This window comes from Paenibacillus sp. CECT 9249 (genome assembly GCF_918697855.1).
Lineage (GTDB): Bacteria > Bacillota > Bacilli > Paenibacillales > Paenibacillaceae > MSJ-34.
This window is the reverse complement of record NZ_CAKKLI010000054.1, coordinates 1-21,508: the sequence shown is the minus strand read 5'-3', so window position 1 is coordinate 21,508 and position 21,508 is coordinate 1. Positions and strand designations below refer to the sequence as shown.

Here is a 21,508-nt window from a genome sequence, read left to right as displayed (position 1 = left end):
AAAATACGGAAGTGATGATGATGAATAAAAAGGCGGTCGGTTGGAGCGTTACAGCCGTCATTGTATGTCTTGTCATCGGATTTGTATGGTGGAATTACGCGCGTCCGGATCGTATTCCGCCCGCAGCCGGCACGAATCAATCGCAGCAACCGGCAGATTCGAACGACAATGGCAATACCGAAACCGGCGAAGAGCCGGAAGACGAGCTTCCGCCTGCCGATCAGACGAGCGAAGCGGTGCGAAGCTTGATGGACGGACTCACTTTAGAGCAGAAAATCGAACAAATGTTGATCGTCGATTTGAACTCGCTCGGCGCGGCGAACGGGGAAGAGGCGGCCAAGCTATTGAAAGGCCGGCATTACGGCGGGGTCATTTTATTCCGGAAGGACGTACCTTCGCTGGAACATACCGTACAGCTTCTGCATGATTTGAAGGAGGCGGCGGCGCTGCCGATTTGGACGGCAATCGATCAAGAGGGCGGAACCGTCGTTCGTTTTCCTTGGGGAACGAAGTTTACGGGAAACATGGCCATAGGAGCCGCCGGCGACGAGCGGTACGCGCGCGAAACCGGCCGCTACATCGGCAAACAGTTGAAGGCGTTAGGCTTCAATCTGAATTTCGCGCCTTCGCTTGACGTGAACAACAATCCCGACAATCCGGTTATCGGCTTGCGCTCGTTCGGTTCGGACCCGCATGACGTGGCCCGGCTTGGGACGGCGATGATCGCCGGATTTCACGAGGCGGGAATTGCCGCAACGGCAAAGCATTTCCCCGGACATGGCGATACGGATGTGGATTCGCATCTCGGCTTGCCCACCGTTCCTTACGATATGACGCGCCTGGAAGAGGTTGAACTCGTGCCTTTTAAACAGGCCGCCGCCGATGGCGTCGATATGATTATGACCGCGCATATTACGTTTCCTCATATCGAAACCGCCACCGCCGTCTCCAAAAAGGACGGTTCGGAAATTACGCTTCCGGCGACGCTGTCCCCCCGCTTCTTGACGGACATCGCGCGGAAAGAAATGGGCTATGAAGGCATCCTCGTGACGGACGCCCTGAATATGCAGGCGATCGTCTCGCAATTCGGGGAAGAGGAGGCGGATGTGACGGCCGTACAATCGGGAGTCGATATGCTGCTTATGCCGCCGCATCCGCGCCAAACGGTCGACAATATCGCCGCGGCCGTGAAGGACGGTCGTATCCCGGAAGAACGAATCGATGAAAGCGTCGAACGGATCCTGACGTTGAAAGAGAAGCGCGGATTGTTGGAAGAGCCGCTTGTCTCGGTGAAAGAACAGTTGGCGGACGCGAAAGCGGCTTTCGCCGACAAGGAAGCTGCCGCAATGGAACGGGAAATTGCCGAAAAGGCGGTAACGATGCTGAAAAACGAAGACGGCTTGCTGCCTTTCGAAACGGCGCGAGGGACGAAGCTCGTTCTTATCGCACCCGGCAACGCCTATGATGCGATCCGCAAATCGATCGAACGGACGACGGCCGGACGGGCGTTCCAACTCAGCGGTTGGAAGATGTCCGAATCGTTGACGAAAGAGCAGCGAAATTCGCTCTCTGCGGCCGACCATATTTTGATCGTCACGAACAATTTGCATACGGACGGGACGCAGCGGGATGCGGTCGCGGCTACGCTGAACACCATCGCCGATCTGGGCAAGAAGGCGGCCGTCCTGGCGGTCGGTTCGCCGTACGATATTCGTTATATTCCTGAAGCATCGGCCTACTTGGCCGTATACGGCGTACCGTCCAGCGCGAATACCGACGCGGGAGTGCGCGCCGTATTCGGAGAAATCGAGCCGACGGGCAAGCTGCCTGTGGACATTCCGGACTTAAAGAGCCGAACGATGATGTACGCGCGCGGCAGCGGGCAAAACGATAGCCCCTAACAAACCAAAGAAGACCTCGCTTCGATCTTGGACGCGGGGTCTCTTTAGTGAGCGGAAAATCATGAGCTACTTTGTTATCATTCATTAGCAAGCGGAAGTACCGGTATTTCCCGGAGCTAATGATCGGAATGACGTAATTTTTGCAACTAAACGCGTCGTCACTAGCATTGCATCAATTTTCAAACAGGCTAGGATGACGCAGCAAAGTAGTCATCTTTGCCACTGGCGTTGCATTAACTTCTACCGCCCTGCTCCCCAAGTTCGCGGACACAGGAGACGCTAATTGTGACAAATGACCCGATTTCGGCCAATTTGCGGACAGACGATCCTTTATTCGCGGTAAAAGCGTAAAAATAAGCCCTGCGACGAACGGATAACGGAGCCAATGTCCGCTGAAACAGCGAATAAGCGGTTTTGACGCATAATAACGGTCGTACGGTCCGGATAGCAATTTCTCAATGCAACGCCATTGCATCTTTGCAAAACATCCGCCCCAGCGGGAAGGAATAGTCAGTCAATGAAGGATCTTTCATTCAAAAGCCTGCAACTTTTTCGATGGGTAAACACGTGCATTTTTGAAGGAATTGGTATTCGCCATGTGAGTTGCCGGGCAATCTCGCAGGAGAACTTGCATGAAGTCGAATCTGCAGTTTTCTTCGATGCAACGCCAGCGGGGCGCCACTCGATTTGTATGATTTTTCGTCTACCAGCCATACAAAAAACATGCGGAACATACTCCTAATAAAAACGGGGCATTTCGCATGTTTTCACGTTCCCATGATATGAATGTTATTTTTTCGCTGCCAACCAGTCGGCGACTGCGGAAATTTCGTCGGCGGACAGTTTGTCCTGGAACGGAGGCATGCCTCCTTGTCCGTTGGCGATAATATCGTGGATTTGGTTTCGGTCGTATTTGCCGCCGACCGCCTGCAAACTCGGTCCGACGCCGCCTTCCAAATTGCCGCCGTGGCAGCTGATGCAATTTTGTTTTACAATGGCGTCCGCGTCGACCGTGGCGCTTGGCGTTCCCGTTTCTCCCCCCGGAGCGGGCGTTTGCGTTTCCGGCGGCTTCGATTTCGCACCGCAGGCCGTTACCGTTATTAGCAGCGCCGCAATTGCCGCGATGACCCACACCAACTTGTATTTGCGCATATGGAACCCTCCTCGAAGTCTATAAAATCACCATTAGCTTTACCAATTTGCGATCTTTCATTCGCATGCGGCAACTCTCTTTCCCTGAAACGGACGTCACGCCCTATTTTGCATAATCGATACTCGAATTGAAAATACTGACTCCATCGAATTAATTATTCTGGAGGTCAGATCTACTATGCCAGAAGAGAACAAGATCAAGCAGCCGCCGGACGAATCCCGGCGCAAATTTCTAAAATATTCGGGGACGGCCCTCGGCGGCGTCGTTGTCGGCGGCGTCATCGGCGGATTGATCGGCGCCAATACGAAGAAGACCAAACCGGCTCCTCCGCCGGCGCCGGGACAGAAGCCGGGTGAAAAACCGACACGCGACTACAATCGCGCGTTAATGTTTTTCAATCAAGAGCAATTCGCGTTGACGGAAGCCGCTGCCGAACGCCTTTATCCGGAGGACGAGCTCGGCCCCGGCGCGAAAGGTCTGGGAGTGGCGTATTATATCGACCATCAGTTGGCCAGCCTGTGGGGCGTAAATGCAAGGGAATATATGATGGGTCCCTTCATCGCGGGCGAGAAAACGCAAGGAAATTATCCGAGCATTCGCCGCAAAGATTTGTTTACGCTCGGGCTCGCCGCCATGCAGGACTTAAGCCAGAAAAAATACAAGAAATCGTTCTCCGATTTGGCCGCCGAGGAACAGGACGCGGTGTTGGAACAAATTCAAAACGGCGAAGGCGTCAAAATTAACGGCGCGACGAGCCTTAACTTTTTCAAATTGCTATTATCGCTGACGTTGGAAGGGGTATACTCCGATCCGCTGTACGGAGGGAACAAAGATATGCAAGGGTGGAGGATGCGCAATTATCCCGGCAATCAGATGAGTTACCTCGACATTATCGATAAAGAGGAATTTGTCAAAATCGAGCCCGCAAGCTTGCACGATCATATGTCCGCCCATTAACGAATTGAGAGAAGAGGTGAGAAACGATGGCAAAGAAAATGGATAAAGTGCCGGTAGTTATCGTCGGATTAGGATGGGTCGGCGGCATTATCGCCTCCGAATTGACGAAAAACGGTACGAAAGTGGTCGCGCTGGAACGGGGCAAAGGAAGATCGACGAAAGATTATTATATGGTGCATGATGAGCTGCGTTACGCGTTGCGATACGATTTGATGCAGGATTTGTCCAAAGAAACAATTACGTTTCGCAACAATGAGAAAATGAGTGCGGTTCCGATGCGGGAGTACGGGTCTTTCCTGCTCGGCGAAGGTGTCGGAGGAGCCGGGATTCACTGGAACGGCCAATCGCTGCGATTTTTGCCGTACGACTTCGAGATTTATTCGAAAACGGTCGAGCGTTACGGGAAGAAGAAAATTCCCGACGGCATGCTGATTCAAGATTGGGGCATTACATACGACGAATTGGAGCCTTATTTCGACAAATACGAAAAAATGGCGGGCATTTCGGGAGAAGCGGAGCAAAATCCGATGGTAGGCAAACGCTCCAACCCGTTTCCTACCCCGCCGATGAAAATGTCGCCGGCCTTGAACATGTTTAAGGAAGCGGCCAAGAAGCTCGGTTACCATCCGTATGCGATGCCGTCCGCCAACCTGTCGGAAAATTATACGAATCCCGACGGCATTGCGCGGGCCGCTTGCCAATATTGCGCTTACTGCGAACGTTTCGGATGCGAATACGGGGCGAAAGCCGATCCGGTCGTAACCGTCATTCCGGTAGCGGAAAAAACGGGGAACTTCGAATACCGGACGTACGCCAATGTGACGAAAATATTGCATGACGGCAAAAAAGCGACAGGGGTCGTTTATAGAGACGCCATGACGATGGAAGAATACGAGCAACCTGCCGACATCGTCGTTCTCGCAAGCTATGTGTTCAATAATGTCCGGCTGCTGCTTACATCCAAGCTCGGCAAACCGTACGATCCGAAGACGGGCACGGGCGTAATCGGCAAAAATTACGCTTACCAGGTCAACGGCGGCGCGACGACGGGCTTTTTCGACGATAAACAATTCAACACGTATGCGGGAGCCGGTTCGTTGGGCGTCGAATTCGACGACTTCAACGGCGACAACTTCGACCATTCCGACCTCGATTTCATTCACGGGGCCGGCATACGCATATCGCAAACCGGAAACCGTCCGATCGCCAGCAACCAAATTCCGCATGACGTCCCGTCTTGGGGCAAGGAATTCAAGCAAGCTTCGATCAAATACGCGAACCGTGTGCTCAGCGTCGGCGCGCAAGGAGCGAATATGCCGTGGAGGCATCATTACTTGGATTTGGATCCGACCTATAAGGACGTATACGGATTGCCGCTCTTGCGCATTACGTACGACTTCGAAGATCAAGACCGCAATCTCGTCAAATTTATGGCGGAGAAGACGGCTCAGGTCATGAAAGAGATGAAGCCTACCAAACAAGAGACGTCGGGAGAATTGGTTTCGTACAACATCGTCCCGTACCAATCCACCCACAATACGGGCGGAGTCATTATGGGATCCGATCCCGGCACGTCGGCCGTCAACAATTATTTGCAAATGTGGGATGTCGATAACTTGTTCGTCGTCGGCGCTTCGGCATTTCCTCACAATAGCGGATACAATCCAACAGCGACGGTCGGCGCCCTAGCCTACCGGGCGGCGGAAGGAATCGCCAAATATATGAAGCAAGGCGGCGGTTCGCTCGTTTAATGCAGGAAGAAGCTGGAGGTGATTCGGTGGAACATCTGGAGCAATGGATCAGCCATTTAGCCGAATTGCGCAAACGGTTGATTATGATAAGCATATGGTTTTTCGCCGCATTATGCGTCGGGTTCTACGCCTCCCCGCGAATTTTAACGCGGATTAAGGAGATGCCGGCTGCGAGCAAAATAGAGTGGAACGTATTTTCGTTTACGGACGGCCTATTTCTGTATATGAGATGCGCTTTCGTATTCGCGGTGTTGTTTACGCTGCCGGTGCTGCTCTATCATATCTGGGCCTTCGTGCGGCCCGGGCTGACGGAGAGCGAAGCGAAGGGGACGCTGGCTTACGTCCCGGCGTCGTTCGCCCTGTTTCTCCTTGGCGTGTCATTCGGCTATTTCGGCGTATTTCCGATGATGATCGGATTTATGGAACAGATGAACCAAAGCGTCGGCGCGGTGGAAACGTACGGCATCGACAACTACTTCTCCTTTCTGTTCAATGTCGTTTTTCCGCTTGGAGTCGCCTTTGAAATGCCGATCGTCGTCATGTTTCTCACCAAACTGAAATTGCTCTCGCCGGAGAGGCTCAAAAAAACGAGAAAATACGCTTACGTCTTCCTTGCGGTCGTTGGCGCCTGCATTACGCCTCCCGATTTCGTGTCGCATTTATCGGTGACCGTACCGCTTATTTTGCTGTTTGAAACGAGTTTGTTGTTATCCGGCCGCTACTATCGGAAGCTTGCCGCATTGCCCACGAACTAACGGAAAGGAGGCGAATCCGATGTTGAACAATATTGGCGTTTCGGGACTGGTCATTATTTTAATGATCGCTCTGATCGTGTTCGGCCCGGCCAAACTGCCGCTGCTCGGCAGAGCGTTTGGCGATACGCTGCGGGAATTCCGCAACTCGACGAGAAACATCGAGGAACCGGACGAGACGGTTAACGATGCAAAGGCGCAGAATAAGGAAGACGACCTGCCGAAATTGATTTGACATATCATCGGCACTACATTCATGATTCGCATGCAGCCCTCTGCAACGCATCCTATTGTTGCAATTGGGGCTGCATTTTTTTGCGCGATGTCCCGATAACATGGTACTGTATACATACCTTAAAACGAAAGGGAGCGGGAGGCACATGCGAACTTTTATTCCACTTCAACCGCCGACGCTGCAGCAGGAATGGTCGGATCCGAACTACCGGTATCGGGAATATGCGCCCGGCGACAGCCTGAAACCTTATGTCGCTTGCTATTGGACCGTCGACTTCCGCGCGTCGGGTTCGAGCCGGTTGCATCGTATCATACCGGATGGCTGCGTCGATATTATATTTGACCTGAGATCGCCTTCATTTGCCAAAGGGGGTTTCGTGGCGGGGTTGATGACGGGGTTTGAAGCGATGAACCTGTCAGGCGAGCACTCCTTATTCGGCATTCGTTTCCACTCGGATACCGTACGCCGCTTTATAAGCTATCCCGTCTCCGAATTTACCGGCACCGGGCATCATGTATATCTGGAACATATATGGGGCAATCACGCCTTGATGTTAACGGAACAAATCATGGCAAGCAACGGTACTGCGGAAATCATTGAACAAGTCGAAGACGCGTTATTGCAACGGTTGATTCGATCCGAATCCGATACGGACGATTTGCTGTTCACGAGCATGCAATACATTTACGCAAGCCAAGGCCTTATTTCCATCCGCTCCTTGGCGGAACATTTGAATTACAGCGAAAGAAATATAAGAAGAACGTTTCAGCGCGAGTTGGGTGCCGGGCCGAAAGAATTTGCGGGCATTGTCCGGTTTCAATATTTGCTGCAAGAGCTTTATCGCGGCTCGCAGGCTCGCTTAACCGATCTTGCCGCAAAATACGGATACTACGATCAGCCGCATTTTATCCATCATTTTAAACGCTATTACGGGTTGTCTCCCAATCAGGTTTTTAAAGCAAGTACGGAAATGAAGTAAGGTTGTCCGTTTTTTACAATTCGAAACGGCCTAAGCGTGCGATAATGGTTAGTGAATTTATCGTTGGGGAGGAATACCGATGAATATTGTCGATCCGTCGCGTTTGGCGCTGGCACGGTCCTTTATGAAGCAGCATGCAAGACCGCTGGAACGCGCAATCTATGCATATGAGTTCGAATCGGATTCAAGCGCTCAAGTGTTGGAGGAGCTCGTAAAGTTTCAAAATGCGGACGGCGGGTTCGGCCGCGGATTGGAGCCCGATCTCCGCTGTCAAGAATCGTCCGCTTTGGCGACGACGCGCGGACTTGAGATCTTGGGACTGTTGCCGCCTTCGGATGAGAGAAATGCGATCGTACGGAAAGCGCTCGACTATTTGGCAGCAACGTATCGGGACGAGCGGCGCGGTTGGGATATTATCCCGCCCGAAGCGGAGAACGCTCCGCGCGCGGTCTGGTGGAACTACGGCGCCTTCTCCGATCATTGGGGCAATCCAAATGCGGATATCGTCGCTTATTTTCTGGACTACCGATCACTCGTAACCTATGACAAGCTCGGTATGCTCTTCCGCTATGCCGTCGACTATTTGCAGAATGAATGCGATTTGAAGGAAATGCATGAAATGTTCTGCTTCTTGCGTTTGGCCGAGCGGCTTGACGAAGGGGAGCGTGCGGCAATCGAAGCCAAGATGCGGCTCTTCCTCGATAACTGCGTTCCGACGGATCCCAAGCAGCGCGAAGGTTACGGGGCTGAACCGCTGCAAGTAGCCGATTCGCCGAAATCGCGTTATTACGGGAAATATGCAGACATCATTCCGGGCGAATTGGATGCATTGATCGCCGGCCAAGGCGAGGACGGGGCATGGGCGCCTAACTGGACTTGGTACCAGTACGAGGAAGAATGGCGGAATGCCAAGGAAGAATGGAAAGGGATCATTACATTGCAATCGCTGCGAACGCTGAGGAATTACAATCGTCTCGGTTCAACCGCAGCGGAAGAGCAATAACGAGGAGGCAGATTCATTGATGAAACCGCGAATTTCAGTCCTTACGTTAGGCGTGGACGATCTGGAAAGAGCGTTGGCATTTTACCGCGACGGATTGGGGCTGCCGACGGAAGGGATCGTCGGCACCGAATTCGAGCATGGGGCCGTTGCCTTCTTCGACTTGCAGAACGGCGTGAAGCTCGCCATTTGGAAACGCGAAGATCTTGCCCATGAGGCGAAAGTTGTCCGCACTCACAACAGTCCGACCGAATTTACGATCGGCCACAATGTAGCCAGCAAGGAAGAAGTCGACCAAGTGATGGAACAGGCCGGAAAAGCCGGCGCCACGATTACGGACCCGGCACACGACACTTTCTGGGGCGGATATTCCGGCCACTTCCAAGATCCGGACGGCCATTTATGGGAAGTCGTCTGGAATCCGGCATGGGAGCTCGAAGAATAGAAGGCTACAGATATTCCCTGATCCGATCGATCGAATCGATCTCCGCGAGCGGCTTATGATTCGATTCGGGAGCCTTGCGCCGGTGATTGAACCAGATCGCCCGCCAGCCGGCTTCGATGGACGGGGCGATATCGTTCACCCAGTTGTCCCCGACATAGATGAGACGTTCGGCGGGGAGTCCGACTCTCGCCCGGTATACGTCGAAAATGCGGGAGTCGGGCTTGGCGAAATCGAGCTCGTCCGAAACCAGAATATGCCGCTCTTCGACGAACCGGCTCAAGCCTAAACGGTCGATCTTGTCGCGTTGATGCTTAACGGGACCGTTTGTAATAATGCCCACCAAATAACCGTTCCGGCGCAAGTCGCCCAGCAGCCGGGGCACTTCTTCGAACGGAGCGATGCGGCGCTGCGCTTGCTCGTATTCGGCTTGAAACCGGTCGGCTTCCTCTTCCGCCAAATCCAGCCCGAAGTCGCGGCATGCATGGATGATGCGCAGCCTCCGGACTTCTTCCAGCCGGATGCTGCCCGCCGCATAATCGTTCCACAGCGTATCGCTGTGATGGCGCGTTCTTCGGAACAGCGCTTCCCCGTCGACCGAATGGTCAGGCCCGAAAAATCGGCTTAACGTATCATCAAACGGTTTTAACTGATCGTACATCGTATCGTCCACATCGAAAATAACTCCGCATGGTTCCATTTTTTTCTCCCCATTCCCTGTGTTGGTTTACTTTCTGTTTTGCCTTGCCCCCGACAGTCGCCGACAGTCATTGGAAATGCTTTTGCACCGTCGAAGTGAAAAATTCGATAAACGCCTCGGCCGCTTTGGACAGATAGCGCCCTTTGCGGTAGGCGATCACCAGCGTCCGTGTCGGCGCATGGGCGGTGCCTGCCAGCGGCAAATAAACCGGTATAAATTCGCTTCGTTTAGCGCGCGCAATAAATTGCGGCACAAAGGCGATTCCCATGCCGGCGGCGACGAGCGACTGAACCGTATCGATATTGCTGCTCTCGAATACGATATTCGGCGCAAATCCGGCGCTTTGGCATAAATCGAGCGCAATTTGGCGGAATCCTTGCCCTCTCTTCAGCACGATGAACGGTTCCTCGCGCAATCGCTCAATATGCACCTCTTCGCCGCTTTTGGCATGCTGCAAGGCCAATCGGTGCTGCGGCGGAACGGCGAGCTCGATTTGCTCCTCGATGACCGGTTCGTACGTTAACGATTGTTCGGCGAGCGGCAGCGACAATAAGCTGAGATCGGTCTGGCCGCTGGCGGTCAGCTTCTCCAAATTGGCGGTCGTATCCTCCGTCAGAACGATTTCGATTTCCGGATAACGCTCCCGAAACGCCGGGAGCACGTAAGGCAATATGTGGGAGCCCGTAATCGGCAAGCTGCCGACGACGACCCTGCCTTTGCGCGTCGAGGAAATATCGGCCATTTCCTGTTTCAGCTGTTCCATCGCGTCGACAATCTTCTGCGCTTGTGCGACGAAGACGGAGCCCGCATGCGTTAATTCGACGGAATTCGTATTGCGCTGGAATAGTAGAACGCCGATTTCTCTTTCCAGTTTGGACAACTGCTGGCTTAAGGACGGCTGGGCGATGTGCAGCTTCTCCGCCGCGCGCGAGAAATTCCGCTCTTCCGCGATTTGAATGGCGTATTGAAGTTGACGCAGTTCCATGGCAAACCTCCTGTATCGTTTTCCTTCGATTATCGTTTTCTTATAGTTTGTAACTATTACACTTATAGATATTATATCTTGGAACAATGAATAAAGAAATGATATATTCGCTTTAAGGTGTAAGGGAGCGAGACGCTCGACAGAGAAAGGGTGAATCATGATGGCAAAAACGATGTACGAAAAAATTTGGGAAAATCACGTTATCCATCAGGAAGCGGGGAAACCGGGCATTATTTATATCGATCTTCATCTTGTGCACGAAGTAACTTCGCCGCAAGCTTTTGAAGGATTGCGTTTAAGCAACCGCAAAGTCCGTCGTCCCGACTTGACATTTGCGACAATGGATCATAATGTGCCGACGAAAGACCGCTTTAACATTGCGGATCCGATTTCCAAGCAGCAAATCGACACTTTGTCGAAAAACTGCGCCGATTTCGGCGTAAAATGTTTCGATTTGAACAGTATCGATCAAGGGGTCGTCCACGTTATGGGGCCGGAGCTTGGCCTTACGCATCCCGGCAAAACGATCGTATGCGGCGACAGCCATACGTCGACGCACGGCGCGTTCGGCGCGCTCGCGTTCGGGATCGGAACGAGCGAAGTCGAGCATGTGCTGGCCACGCAATGCTTGCAGCAAGCGAAAGCGAAAACGCTCGAAGTCCGTTTCGTCGGCAAGCGTAAAGCGGGCGTAACGGCGAAAGACTTGATTCTAGGCGTCATTGCGAAGTACGGCACCGATTTCGCGACAGGATATGTTATCGAATATACGGGCGAGGCGATTCGCGGATTATCGATGGAAGAACGGATGACCGTCTGCAATATGTCGATCGAGGCCGGCGCAAGAGCGGGTCTGATCGCTCCCGACGAAGTGACGTTCGAATATTTGCGCGGACGCGAATACGTGCCGCAAGGCGAGGCGTTCGACCGCGCGGTGCAAGAATGGAAGAAGCTTACGACCGATGAAGGCGCGGTTTACGACCGCGTCGTCGAGTTCGACGTGGACAGCTTGATTCCGCAAGTAACCTGGGGCACGAGCCCGGGCATGGGTACCGATATTACGTCGGCCGTTCCGGATCCGCAGAGCTTTGCGACGGAGAACGAGCGGAAAGCGGCGGAAAAAGCGCTCGAGTATATGGATTTGAAACCGGGAACTCCGATGACGGATATCGCCGTCGACTATGTGTTTATCGGCTCCTGCACGAACGGCCGGATCGAGGATCTGCGCGCCGCGGCGCAAGTGGCCAAAGGATATAAAGTGTCCGATCGGGTGACGGCGATCGTCGTGCCGGGCTCGGGACGGGTGAAAATTCAGGCGGAGAAGGAAGGCCTGGACAAAGTGTTTATCGAAGCGGGCTTCGAATGGCGCGACGCGGGCTGCAGCATGTGCCTTGCGATGAACCCGGACGTATTGCAGCCGGGACAGCGCTGCGCGTCGACATCGAACCGCAACTTCGAGGGACGCCAAGGACGCGGAGGACGCACGCATCTCGTATCGCCGGCCATGGCGGCGGCGGCTGCCATTAAGGGACGGTTCGTAGACGTCCGCGACTGGGAATTCAAAACGGAAGCAATCGTGTAATAGAGAGGAGACGATTTACAATGGAACCGTTCAAACAACTGACAGGAATTGTGGCGCCGGTCGACCGCGTCAACGTCGATACGGATGCGATCATTCCGAAGCAATTTTTGAAACGCATCGAACGCACCGGTTTCGGACAATTTCTATTTTTCGAATGGAGATTTCATGAAAACGGCGATATCAATAACGAATTCGAAATGAACAAACCGCGCTATCAAGGCGCTTCCGTTCTCATCTCGCGGGCCAACTTCGGCTGCGGATCTTCCCGCGAGCATGCGCCGTGGGCGATTCTTGATTACGGCTTCAAATGCGTGATCGCACCTTCGTTTGCCGACATTTTCTATAATAACTGCTTTAAAAACGGCATTTTGCCGATCAAGCTTTCGGAAGAGCAAGTAGAGGAACTGTTCCAACGTACGGCGGCACATGAAGGATACGAATTGTCGGTCGATTTGGAAAACAAGAAAATTATCGACAAGCACGGCCTTGAGATCGCCTTCGATCTTGACGAACACCGCAGACAGTTTTTGCTGCAAGGCTTGGACGATATCGGCCTGACGCTGCAGCACGAGGCGGAGATCGCCGCGTACGAAGAAAAGCATCAAGCGAGACTTGCTTATTAATAGAGGCTATCCAAGTCCCTTTTTGAACCTGCATTATAATCTACCCGCGATTAGCAAATTTTACTAGAGCTTCGAACGCCGGAAACCGGCGTCGCCGAAGCTCTTTTTTTGTCAGAACCTCGCAACTTTTGCCCGTTTTCGACGTCTAATATAAAGCGTGTACAATTTCCTGTCCGAAGCGGCAGCAACGCAAAAAAATTGATGAATGTAGGGGTGAATGATGAGGAAATTAACTGTTCTGCTGTTTTTCTGTTTCACATTGCTGGCGATTCCGGGATTGGGACATGCGGCGACGAATCCGACGCTTTACTTAGACGGAGAGTCACTATCGCTTCCGGAAGAAATTACGATGAAGAATAATTCTGTCATGATTCCGCTTCGTGTCGTGGTAGAGGAGCTAGGTTTTCAAGTCGATTGGGATGCGAAGACACGTACGGTGACCATACATAAAAGCGATCAAGTAATTAAGCTTGTGGTTGACAAAAAAGAGGCGGAAGTAAACGGAAAGAAAATTGCGCTCGACACGCTTCCGTACATTAAGAGCGGCACGACGCTCGTTCCGCTTCGCTTCGTTGGCGAGCAAATGGGCCTCGTCGTCGACTGGGACAACGCTACGAAATCGGTCTACCTGTTTACGGCGGATTACGGTTCCGAAGTAACCGAGCCGTCCACTCCGGCATCCCCGCCGTCTGACGGCGACGGAACGGTCGGCAAGCCGGGCGCAAGCGAAGGACCGGAAGACAATGGCGGCGCGGCCGGTCCGGACGAGAGCGAAACGGCGTCGGTCGGCACGATCTCGTTTGCGAACGACCGCTTATGGATCGGCATAGCCGGCTCGGTCAAGCCGAAACAGCAAACGTTGACGAATCCGGATCGGATCGTGGTCGATTTGCCGCATACGAAATTTACGGACGCCTTCTTGAGCGGCCAAAGTTTCGATAACACCGGGCAAGGCCGCGTGGAAGTGGAAGATCATCCGGTCGTCGAAAGCATCCGCTTTTCGCAATTTACGGACTCGCCCGCTACGGTGCGAATCGTCATCGATTTGAAGCAGCGCCATCACTTCCGGGTCAGCACGGATCCGGACGTCGGCCTGGTTATGATAGACGTCAGCGAGAATGCCGTTCCGGATTCCAATGCGGACAAGCCTGCCGACGGGAAATATGTCGTCGTGATCGACGCGGGGCATGGGGACCACGATCCGGGAGCGATCAGCGTACGCAAACGCAACGAGAAGGATTTCAATCTTGCGCTCGCGCTTAAAGTAAGAGACGCATTCGAGAACGATCCCGACGTTCAAATTATGATGACAAGATCCGACGATACGTTTGTCGATTTGTACGATCGTGCCGGGTATGCGAACTCGAACGATGCGGATTTATTCGTTTCGATTCATGCGAACAGCATCGATAAGCCTTCCGTCAGCGGAACCGAAGTTTATTATCGAACGCCGCAAAGCGAGGAATTCGCGAAGGTGATGCATCGCAACGTGGTTCGCGGCGCCGGATTGCCCGATCGCAACGTGCGCACGGCCAACTTTGTAGTTATCCGGGAAACGACGATGCCGTCCGTATTGCTTGAAATCGGATATTTGACGAATACGACAGACGAAGCATTGCTGTTTGACGAAGATTTCCAAAAACGGGTTGCGCAGTCCATTAAAGACGGCATCAAGGAATACTTGGGATTACAATAAGGCGAGGTGACGCTAATGCGTAAAATAGTAACGTTAAGTTTCGTTCTGCTGCTTATTGCCGCCGTCTTCGCCGGCTGCGGCGCCAAAACAAAGCAGCAGCAAGGGGCGGTTGAGCCGCCTCCGCTCGAGACGGCGAACGTACATGTATACTTTACGGACGATCAATTGATGGAATTGACGGAGAAATCCGTTGAAATTTCGTATGAATCTCCCGATCAAAAATATATGGCGGCGCTGCAAGCTCTGCAGCACACGGACGACCCGAATTTGATTTCCTTGTGGGCGAAGGCGGAGTTTCTGTCGGCGGACAACAAGGAAGGCGCGCTGACGGTGGATATGAATATTCCGGCAGAGGCGCGGCTGGGAGCTCCCGGCGAGGAGCTTGCGGTGAATGCATTGCTGCAAACGATGTTCCAATTTGACGAAGTGCAATCGATCGAACTGTTGGTAGACGGGCAAAAAGTCGAATCGCTCATGGGACATGTCGATTTGCAATCGCCTTTTCAAAGGAATTAAAAGAAATTAGGCAGGAATCCTGCATAGTTGTGTCGAATTTGAACATATGCGGGTTCATAAAGTCTTGCTTACGGCAAAGGGAAGTATTCGAATTGATCGTCAAAACTCGCATCGGGGCGTCGCCCGCGCATGGACGCGGCGCTTCCGAAGCGAGTTTTGCTGCGCAAAACGGGGCATTTGCTTTGCTTCGGGAAGACTTTATCGCAACATCTTTCACAGGATGCCAAACAATTAGGGAGAGGAGATATACATATGAAAGCAAAAGTAATTTCGTTTACGTTGGCCGCGATGATGGTGCTCGGCACAGGCAGCGCGGCATATGCGGAAGTTGTGCCGGGGGGGCTGTCAGGCGAAAATTCTTCGTCGGACACGTCTGCATTCAACCAGACGCAATCGTCGTCCGCGCCGCTCTTCAGCGATGTGAAAAGCGGTTTTTGGGCGGAAAAGCATATTACCAAATTGGCTTTGGAGAAAATTTTGTTAGGCAATAACGGCAAATTTCGTCCGAACGATCCCGTCACCCAGCAGGAAGCGGTAACGATGGCGATTCGTTTCATGAATTTGGAGCAAGAGGTGAATTCGGGCAATTCCGTCGCTTTCCAGGAAGAATTTAAAGTCGGCACTTACTTCAAACCGTATGTCGCTTTGGCCTTCCAAAAAGGACTGCTGGACAAAAACGAGGAAATGACCGAGGAAAACATGAAAGAGCCTTGGGGCGACAAAAAAGCGACGCGCGAATGGGTAACCAAAATATTGGTGCGCGCGATCGGCAAGCAAAACGAAGCCCAAGCGGCGATGACGACGCAGACGTCGTTCGCGGACAACGGCAAAATTTCGCCTTCCGCCCTCGGCTATGTCAATGCGGCCGTATCGCTCAAGCTGACGACGGGGCTTGAAGGCAATAAATTCGAGCCGCAAGGCAACGTAACGCGAGCGCAGTTGGCGACGTTCTTCAGCCGGGGCGGTCAATACATCGATGTGAATTACAGCAACGTATATGAAGGCGTCATTACGAACCTGACGAGCACGTCGCTCGATTTATACGACCAGAACGGGAAAATACATAGTTTTGCACGGACGCCGGGAGCCGCTTATTTCCGCTTCGATGCCGAATATTCGATTTCCGCGAGTGACGTGAAGCCGTATTTGAAAGTATCCGTCATCGAGAACGAAGGCGCGGCGGCATATGTGGAAATTTTGGATTTGAAGCCGCAAATGGAGACTACGGATTATAAATTCGACCGCCTGCTGACGACAAGCGGCAAAACGCAATTGCTCGTTCAAGGCGCTAGCGGCGGCGACAATCTGATCGACATCGACAACTCGGTGACCGTCCTCGATCAAGCCGGAAACGAAATCCAGCTGAGCGAACTTCCGCAAAAGAGCACGATTGAAGTCAAGCGCGAAACGTTTACCCAGGATCGTAAAATTGTTATTGTTCAAGTGAAGAGCGCCCCGGTGAACAAAGTAAGCGAAGGAACGGTCGTTTCCGTCGATACGGCTCAAAGTACGGTCAAAGTGAAAGATACGGCCAATCAGGAAGAAACGTTCAAGGTCGCCGACAAGGCGGAGGTACGGTATAAGGACCGGTACTTGTCGAACGGGCTTGCGGACATTAAAGCCGCCGATTTGATTTCTTACCGTGTCGAAGACGGTGTCATCGTGTCCATCGAAGTGAAACAGACGAGCGAGTATACGGTTAAAGGCATGCTTTTCAACTTAGACGATAACAGAACGTTTGTTTCCTATTTCAAAGATAACGATAAATCGAATATCGAAACCAGATTTTTTGCCGATCGGGTGGAAGTATCGATCGACGGATTGGCGAAAGCGAGTCTGGACGATTTGATCGCGGATACCGAGAGCGGAGATATGATCGAGGTTGCGATCAATAACGAAGGCCAAGTAACCAAAATCGTCGTTTCGAACCGGAAAGTCAAGACGTTGAACGAAGCGACCGTCGTGCTTTACGACACGAAAAACAACTTGCTGGTCGTGCAAGACGAGAACGTCAAGCCGAAACCGGCGGCATATACGCTATACGTCGACCAAGATACGAAGCTGGATATCAACACGAACATTACCAAGCTGAGCGAGCTTGAGGCGTATCTGCCGCCCGAGACGCGCGTAAACTTGACGTTTATCGACAACAAGGCGATTATGGTGCAAAAGGTGTATAAATACGACGGCATTCTGAAATATATCGATTACGGCAAACAGACGATTACGCTGACGACGGCGAACGGCAAGGAGCTCGTTCTTCCTTACGAAGGCAACGCGGCCGTATTCTTATACGGCAAAAACAACGCCTCCTTCGCGGATTTGAAAATCGGCGGGCCGGTCTCCGCGCAATTGAACAACAAGCAAGACAAAGTCGGCCGCATTTCGATCAAAACGAATGTACAGTTCGAGGTTGACACGGTGAACGCGAAAGACAAAAAATTGCGCGTCAAAACGGCCGACAACCGCTTTGAAGATTATGTGATCGATTCCGTTCCGGTCTTTAACGAGAACAACGAGCTTAGCGCTCTCGCCGATTTGGCTCCGGAGCAAGTCGTTACGATTCAGTTCGCCGGCAATGTTCCGACTTCGGTGCACCGCGTGAAATTGACTTACGCCAAAGTTGAAGCGGTCGATACGTCCAGCCAGAAAATCATCGTCAAAGATTTCGAAGGCAAGACGCAAGAAGTCAAATTGACGACAAGCTATCAAATCCAACGCGGCAACTCCAGCGACGCCAGCTTGAGCGGCTTGAAAGCGGGAGAACGGGTCGAAATCCGTCTGGACGCCAATCAAAATACGGTTGTCAAAGTGCTGCCGGAGATGAACGGGCGGTCCTTCTGGAAGTTCGATCGGACGTACAACGAAGTTTACGTGAAACGTACGGCCAACTTGGGCGAGAAAATTCAATTCGTTCTTGCGCCGAATGCATATATTCATCAAGGTGACACAATATTAAACGTGCAATCGCTGCAAGATGGTGATAAAATTAATATATATTTCACTAAAGATAAAATTGTCGAAATTGAGAAGCTATAAGTGTTGATCCCCAAACCGTTCTGACATGGATTCATCCGCGGCGGAACGGTTTTTCCCGTTGTAAGGAGGTTAAGAACCGTATGAATGCAGCGAAAACCCGGGAAGCGCTCGGGAAAATTGCGGAAATGTTCCCGGACGCCCATTGCGAATTGAATCATTCCAACCCGTTCGAACTGACGATCGCCGTGCTGTTGTCCGCCCAATGTACCGATGAAACGGTGAACAAGGTGACGGCGACATTGTTCCAGAAATACCGCAAGCCGGAAGATTATATATCGGTCCCGATCGAGGAGTTGGAACAAGATATTCGGCGGATCGGATTATTTCGCAGCAAAGCGAAACATATTCAGCAGTTATGTCGTATATTGTTGGAGCGGTATGACGGCGAGGTGCCGCGCGAGCACGAGAAGTTGGTCGAACTGCCGGGCGTCGGCCGCAAAACGGCCAATGTCGTCGTTTCGAACGCGTTCGGCGTACCCGCTATCGCCGTTGATACGCATGTCGAACGGGTCGCCAAGCGGTTAGGCTTTGCGGCTTTGAACGACTCCGTGCTGGAAGTGGAAAAGAAGCTGATGCGCAAAGTGCCGAAGGAAGAGTGGACGCTGACGCATCATCGGCTCATCTTCTTCGGCAGATACCATTGCAAGGCGCAAAACCCCCAATGCGAAGTTTGTCCGCTGCTGGACGACTGCCGCGAAGGGAAAAAACGTATGAAATCAAGCCCGGTTTGGAAAGATAAGGGTGAAAAAAACTAGAGCAGAGGATGAGACCTGATGAGATGCATCTCCGTTTACACCAATAATTTTGAACTGTTTTCCGACATTTACGAGCAAATAATCGCCACGCCGCTTCAAGAGAACGAAGAAACGGAAGTGGAAGGAATTACGGTCAGCGACTCGGGCGAAGCGCCGGAACATTATTTGGAGAAAATGAAAGCTAGACCCGACGTCGTCGTGATGAAGGTGAAAGATCGCGATATTACGATATTGCAGCACGGCAAAGTATTCGAAATTTTTATTCCGGCAAAAGAAAAAGTCGTTCACTAGAAGAAGCTTGCGCGAAGTAGAATGTTTTCTTGTCCGGCCGACTCCTAGCGTTGCATCGAAAGTTTTACTGCGTTTTCAAACTGATGATTCCGACGGGCGATGAAGAGGGTAACGGATTTTGAAGGCTTTATTTTGTCCCAAATAAGACCTCGAAAATCCGTTATATGTTAGCACTATCATCCCAGTTCGAAAAATGTAAGGCAACGTTGGCTCCTAAAAACCGAAATGTTATGGTAAAATAAAGTAACGGCGTAAACCGGATATTTCCGGTTTACCCTATCGGAAATTTTACATTCCGATAGGCATACAAAAGCCGCCTTTACCAACGGACCGGCTTCTGTGTGAGTGCTCCGACAGGAGCTTTTTTCATTTATGATAGGGGAATAGGAATGGCATTGTATACAGCAAACGAACAAACGAGGCGGCTTTCGATGCTGCAAGAACTGGAACGCGAATTGATGGAAGCGCATCATCATGCGAGCGCTTCGAAAATCCGGGAGTTGCAAGCGAAATGGGAGGCCGGCCAGGTTGCATTGGCCTTCTGCGGGCATTTCTCCGCCGGCAAATCCACATTAATTAACCGGCTGTGCGGCAAATCGATTCTGCCTTCCAGCCCGATTCCGACGAGCGCCAACGTCGTCACGATCCGGAACGGAGAACCGGGAGCGGTCATTACGAAAATGGGCGCTAACAGCGACGGAAGCGGCGAAAAGGAACGAATTGCGGTTCCGCTGGATCAAGTGGAGGCATACTGCGTGAACGGCGCAGATGTGGAGGCGGTTCAGCTTACGGACCGGATTCCTTGGCTCGGCGATCGCGCGGCGCTGCTCGATACCCCAGGCGTCGATTCGACGGACGACGCTCACCGGCTATCGACCGAATCGGCGCTCCATCTGGCCGATGTCGTGTTCTATGTGATGGATTACAATCATGTGCAATCGGAGATGAATTTCGCGTTTGCCAAGCAGATCGCGGATTGGGGCAAACCGCTTTATTTGATCGTGAACCAGATCGACAAGCATCGGGAGCGGGAATTGCCGTTTGCGGATTACCGGAAAAGCGTGGAGCAAGCTTTTGCATATTGGCATTTAGAGCCGGCCGGCATTATTTATTTATCATTGAAAGAACCGGATCATCGCTATAACGAGTGGCATAAGCTGGAATGGCTTGTCCGCCGGCTTATGGAGCGGGCGGAAGCGCTATGCCGCTACAGTGTCGAACAATCGGCGGCGCAGCTTGCGAAAGATCATATGCGTTGGTTTGCCGCGCAAAACGAGCCGCTCAAGCGGCAATTGCTTCAGGAAGCGGGCGGGGAAGAAGAAGCCGGAAGGCTGGACGAGGAGCTGGAGCGGCTGCAAGCCCGTATCACGGAGGCGAAGCAAGCGTCCGGTACGGAGCGGGAACAGTTCCGGAAGGAATTGATGTCGCTGCTGGATAATGCCAATCTCATTCCGGCCCAAACGCGGGATTTGGCCGGGGCTTATTTGGAAAGCCGCAAACCGGGCTTCAAGGCCGGATTCCTGGCAAGCAAAGGCAAGACGGCGGCGGAAATCGAGCGGAGATTGGCGGCGTTTCACGGCCATTTGCTGGAGCAGGTGCAGGCGCATGCGGACTGGCATGTGCGCGATTTGCTGCGCCGGCTGGCGCAGCGCGCCGGAGCGGACGAGAACGTCTGGACGGAGACGTTCGAGCAAGAGCTCGGCGGGATGACGCCGGCCTGGCTGGCTTCGCTCGTGAATCCGGGCGCCGGATTCACGAGCGAATATACGATGAACTACGCGAAGTCGATTAGCGCGGAAGTGAAATCATTGTACCGCAAGCGGGCGCTTGCCGCTGCGGAACCATTATTCGAGCGGCTTGCGGCGCAGGCGGCGGAGCGAGCCGCAGAGCTCGAAGCGCGCGAGCGCGAACTGCTCGAGCGCGCGCAATCATTCGCTCGCTTGCGCGGCATCGAGCGGGAGGAACAGGCGCGCGAAGCGCGCCTGCAAGCGCTGCTGGCCGCGCAGCGCGGCAGAGCCGAATCCGGCGCAGGCTTGCTGCCGGATATGGCGCAAGCGCCTGCCGCCGGGGCGGACCGCCCGCCGGCGGAACAGCCGCCGCAGGCGGCCGGCGGCGCCGCGCACGGCGCGCCGGGGCAAGCGCCCGCGCGCGCGG

At 52.9% G+C, this 21,508-nt stretch carries 19 protein-coding genes; 16 read left to right on the top strand and 3 right to left on the bottom strand.

Annotated features, from left to right (window positions below):
• Positions 1-14 precede the first annotated feature (14 nt).
• Positions 15-1,901: a glycoside hydrolase family 3 protein gene (locus tag LQ229_RS23650; RefSeq protein WP_230193072.1), complete on the top strand. Its 1,887-nt coding sequence runs from the start codon at positions 15-17 to the stop codon at positions 1,899-1,901.
• A gap of 789 nt (positions 1,902-2,690) precedes the next feature.
• Here the strand turns inward: LQ229_RS23650 and LQ229_RS23645 are convergent.
• Positions 2,691-3,053 carry a cytochrome c gene (locus LQ229_RS23645; RefSeq protein WP_216538399.1) on the bottom strand — a complete coding sequence of 121 codons (363 nt, stop codon included), beginning with the start codon at positions 3,051-3,053 and terminating at the stop codon, positions 2,691-2,693.
• A 178-nt stretch (positions 3,054-3,231) separates the two neighbouring features.
• On the opposite strand from LQ229_RS23645, the gene LQ229_RS23640 reads away from it, so the two are divergent.
• The 7 genes from LQ229_RS23640 (at position 3,232) to LQ229_RS23610 (ending at position 9,173) form a co-directional block, all read left to right on the top strand.
• Complete coding sequence (locus tag LQ229_RS23640; protein WP_216538400.1) at positions 3,232-4,011, top strand: gluconate 2-dehydrogenase subunit 3 family protein; 780 nt, start codon at positions 3,232-3,234, stop codon at positions 4,009-4,011.
• Positions 4,012-4,037: 26 nt separating this feature from the next.
• Positions 4,038-5,762 (top strand): GMC family oxidoreductase, encoded by a 1,725-nt coding sequence (locus tag LQ229_RS23635; protein ID WP_216538401.1) that lies wholly within the window; start codon positions 4,038-4,040, stop codon positions 5,760-5,762.
• Positions 5,763-5,788: 26 nt separating this feature from the next.
• Entirely contained in the window at positions 5,789-6,517 is a 729-nt protein-coding gene (gene tatC, locus LQ229_RS23630) for a twin-arginine translocase subunit TatC (RefSeq protein ID WP_216538402.1), read from the top strand.
• Between the two features lie 19 nt (positions 6,518-6,536).
• On the top strand, positions 6,537-6,749 hold the full coding sequence (locus LQ229_RS23625; RefSeq protein WP_216538403.1) for a twin-arginine translocase TatA/TatE family subunit: 213 nt from the start codon (positions 6,537-6,539) through the stop codon (positions 6,747-6,749).
• A 145-nt stretch (positions 6,750-6,894) separates the two neighbouring features.
• Positions 6,895-7,728: a helix-turn-helix domain-containing protein gene (locus tag LQ229_RS23620; RefSeq protein WP_216538404.1), complete on the top strand. Its 834-nt coding sequence runs from the start codon at positions 6,895-6,897 to the stop codon at positions 7,726-7,728.
• A gap of 79 nt (positions 7,729-7,807) precedes the next feature.
• Entirely contained in the window at positions 7,808-8,731 is a 924-nt protein-coding gene (locus LQ229_RS23615) for a hypothetical protein (protein ID WP_230193071.1), read from the top strand.
• A 19-nt stretch (positions 8,732-8,750) separates the two neighbouring features.
• Positions 8,751-9,173: a VOC family protein gene (locus LQ229_RS23610; RefSeq protein WP_230193075.1), complete on the top strand. Its 423-nt coding sequence runs from the start codon at positions 8,751-8,753 to the stop codon at positions 9,171-9,173.
• 4 nt (positions 9,174-9,177) lie between these two features.
• Here LQ229_RS23610 and LQ229_RS23605 read toward each other — a convergent pair whose 3' ends face one another.
• Positions 9,178-9,870, bottom strand: coding sequence for an HAD family hydrolase (locus LQ229_RS23605; protein WP_230193070.1), 693 nt, complete (start codon positions 9,868-9,870; stop codon positions 9,178-9,180).
• A 67-nt stretch (positions 9,871-9,937) separates the two neighbouring features.
• Entirely contained in the window at positions 9,938-10,855 is a 918-nt protein-coding gene (locus LQ229_RS23600; RefSeq protein ID WP_216538408.1) for a LysR family transcriptional regulator, read from the bottom strand.
• Between the two features lie 157 nt (positions 10,856-11,012).
• On the opposite strand from LQ229_RS23600, the gene leuC reads away from it, so the two are divergent.
• The 8 genes from leuC to LQ229_RS23560 all read left to right on the top strand — a co-directional run.
• Positions 11,013-12,434 (top strand): 3-isopropylmalate dehydratase large subunit, encoded by a 1,422-nt coding sequence (leuC, locus tag LQ229_RS23595; RefSeq protein ID WP_216538409.1) that lies wholly within the window; start codon positions 11,013-11,015, stop codon positions 12,432-12,434.
• Positions 12,435-12,454: 20 nt separating this feature from the next.
• The gene (gene leuD / locus LQ229_RS23590; RefSeq protein ID WP_230193069.1) at positions 12,455-13,057 is read left to right on the top strand and encodes a 3-isopropylmalate dehydratase small subunit; all 603 of its coding nucleotides are present in this window, start codon (positions 12,455-12,457) and stop codon (positions 13,055-13,057) included.
• A gap of 220 nt (positions 13,058-13,277) precedes the next feature.
• Positions 13,278-14,753, top strand: a complete 1,476-nt coding sequence (locus LQ229_RS23585) for an N-acetylmuramoyl-L-alanine amidase family protein (protein ID WP_230193068.1) — start codon at positions 13,278-13,280, stop codon at positions 14,751-14,753.
• Between the two features lie 15 nt (positions 14,754-14,768).
• Positions 14,769-15,269: a GerMN domain-containing protein gene (locus LQ229_RS23580; protein ID WP_216538412.1), complete on the top strand. Its 501-nt coding sequence runs from the start codon at positions 14,769-14,771 to the stop codon at positions 15,267-15,269.
• Between the two features lie 252 nt (positions 15,270-15,521).
• Complete coding sequence (locus LQ229_RS23575; RefSeq protein WP_230193067.1) at positions 15,522-18,308, top strand: S-layer homology domain-containing protein; 2,787 nt, start codon at positions 15,522-15,524, stop codon at positions 18,306-18,308.
• 80 nt (positions 18,309-18,388) lie between these two features.
• Entirely contained in the window at positions 18,389-19,063 is a 675-nt protein-coding gene (gene nth / locus LQ229_RS23570; RefSeq protein WP_230193066.1) for an endonuclease III, read from the top strand.
• Between the two features lie 18 nt (positions 19,064-19,081).
• A complete protein-coding gene (locus tag LQ229_RS23565; protein WP_216538415.1) occupies positions 19,082-19,354 on the top strand; it encodes an NAD/NADP transhydrogenase alpha subunit in 273 nt (90 codons plus the stop codon).
• Between the two features lie 389 nt (positions 19,355-19,743).
• On the top strand, positions 19,744-21,508 hold a 1,765-nt coding region (locus tag LQ229_RS23560), incomplete at its 3' end, for a dynamin family protein (RefSeq protein ID WP_230193065.1).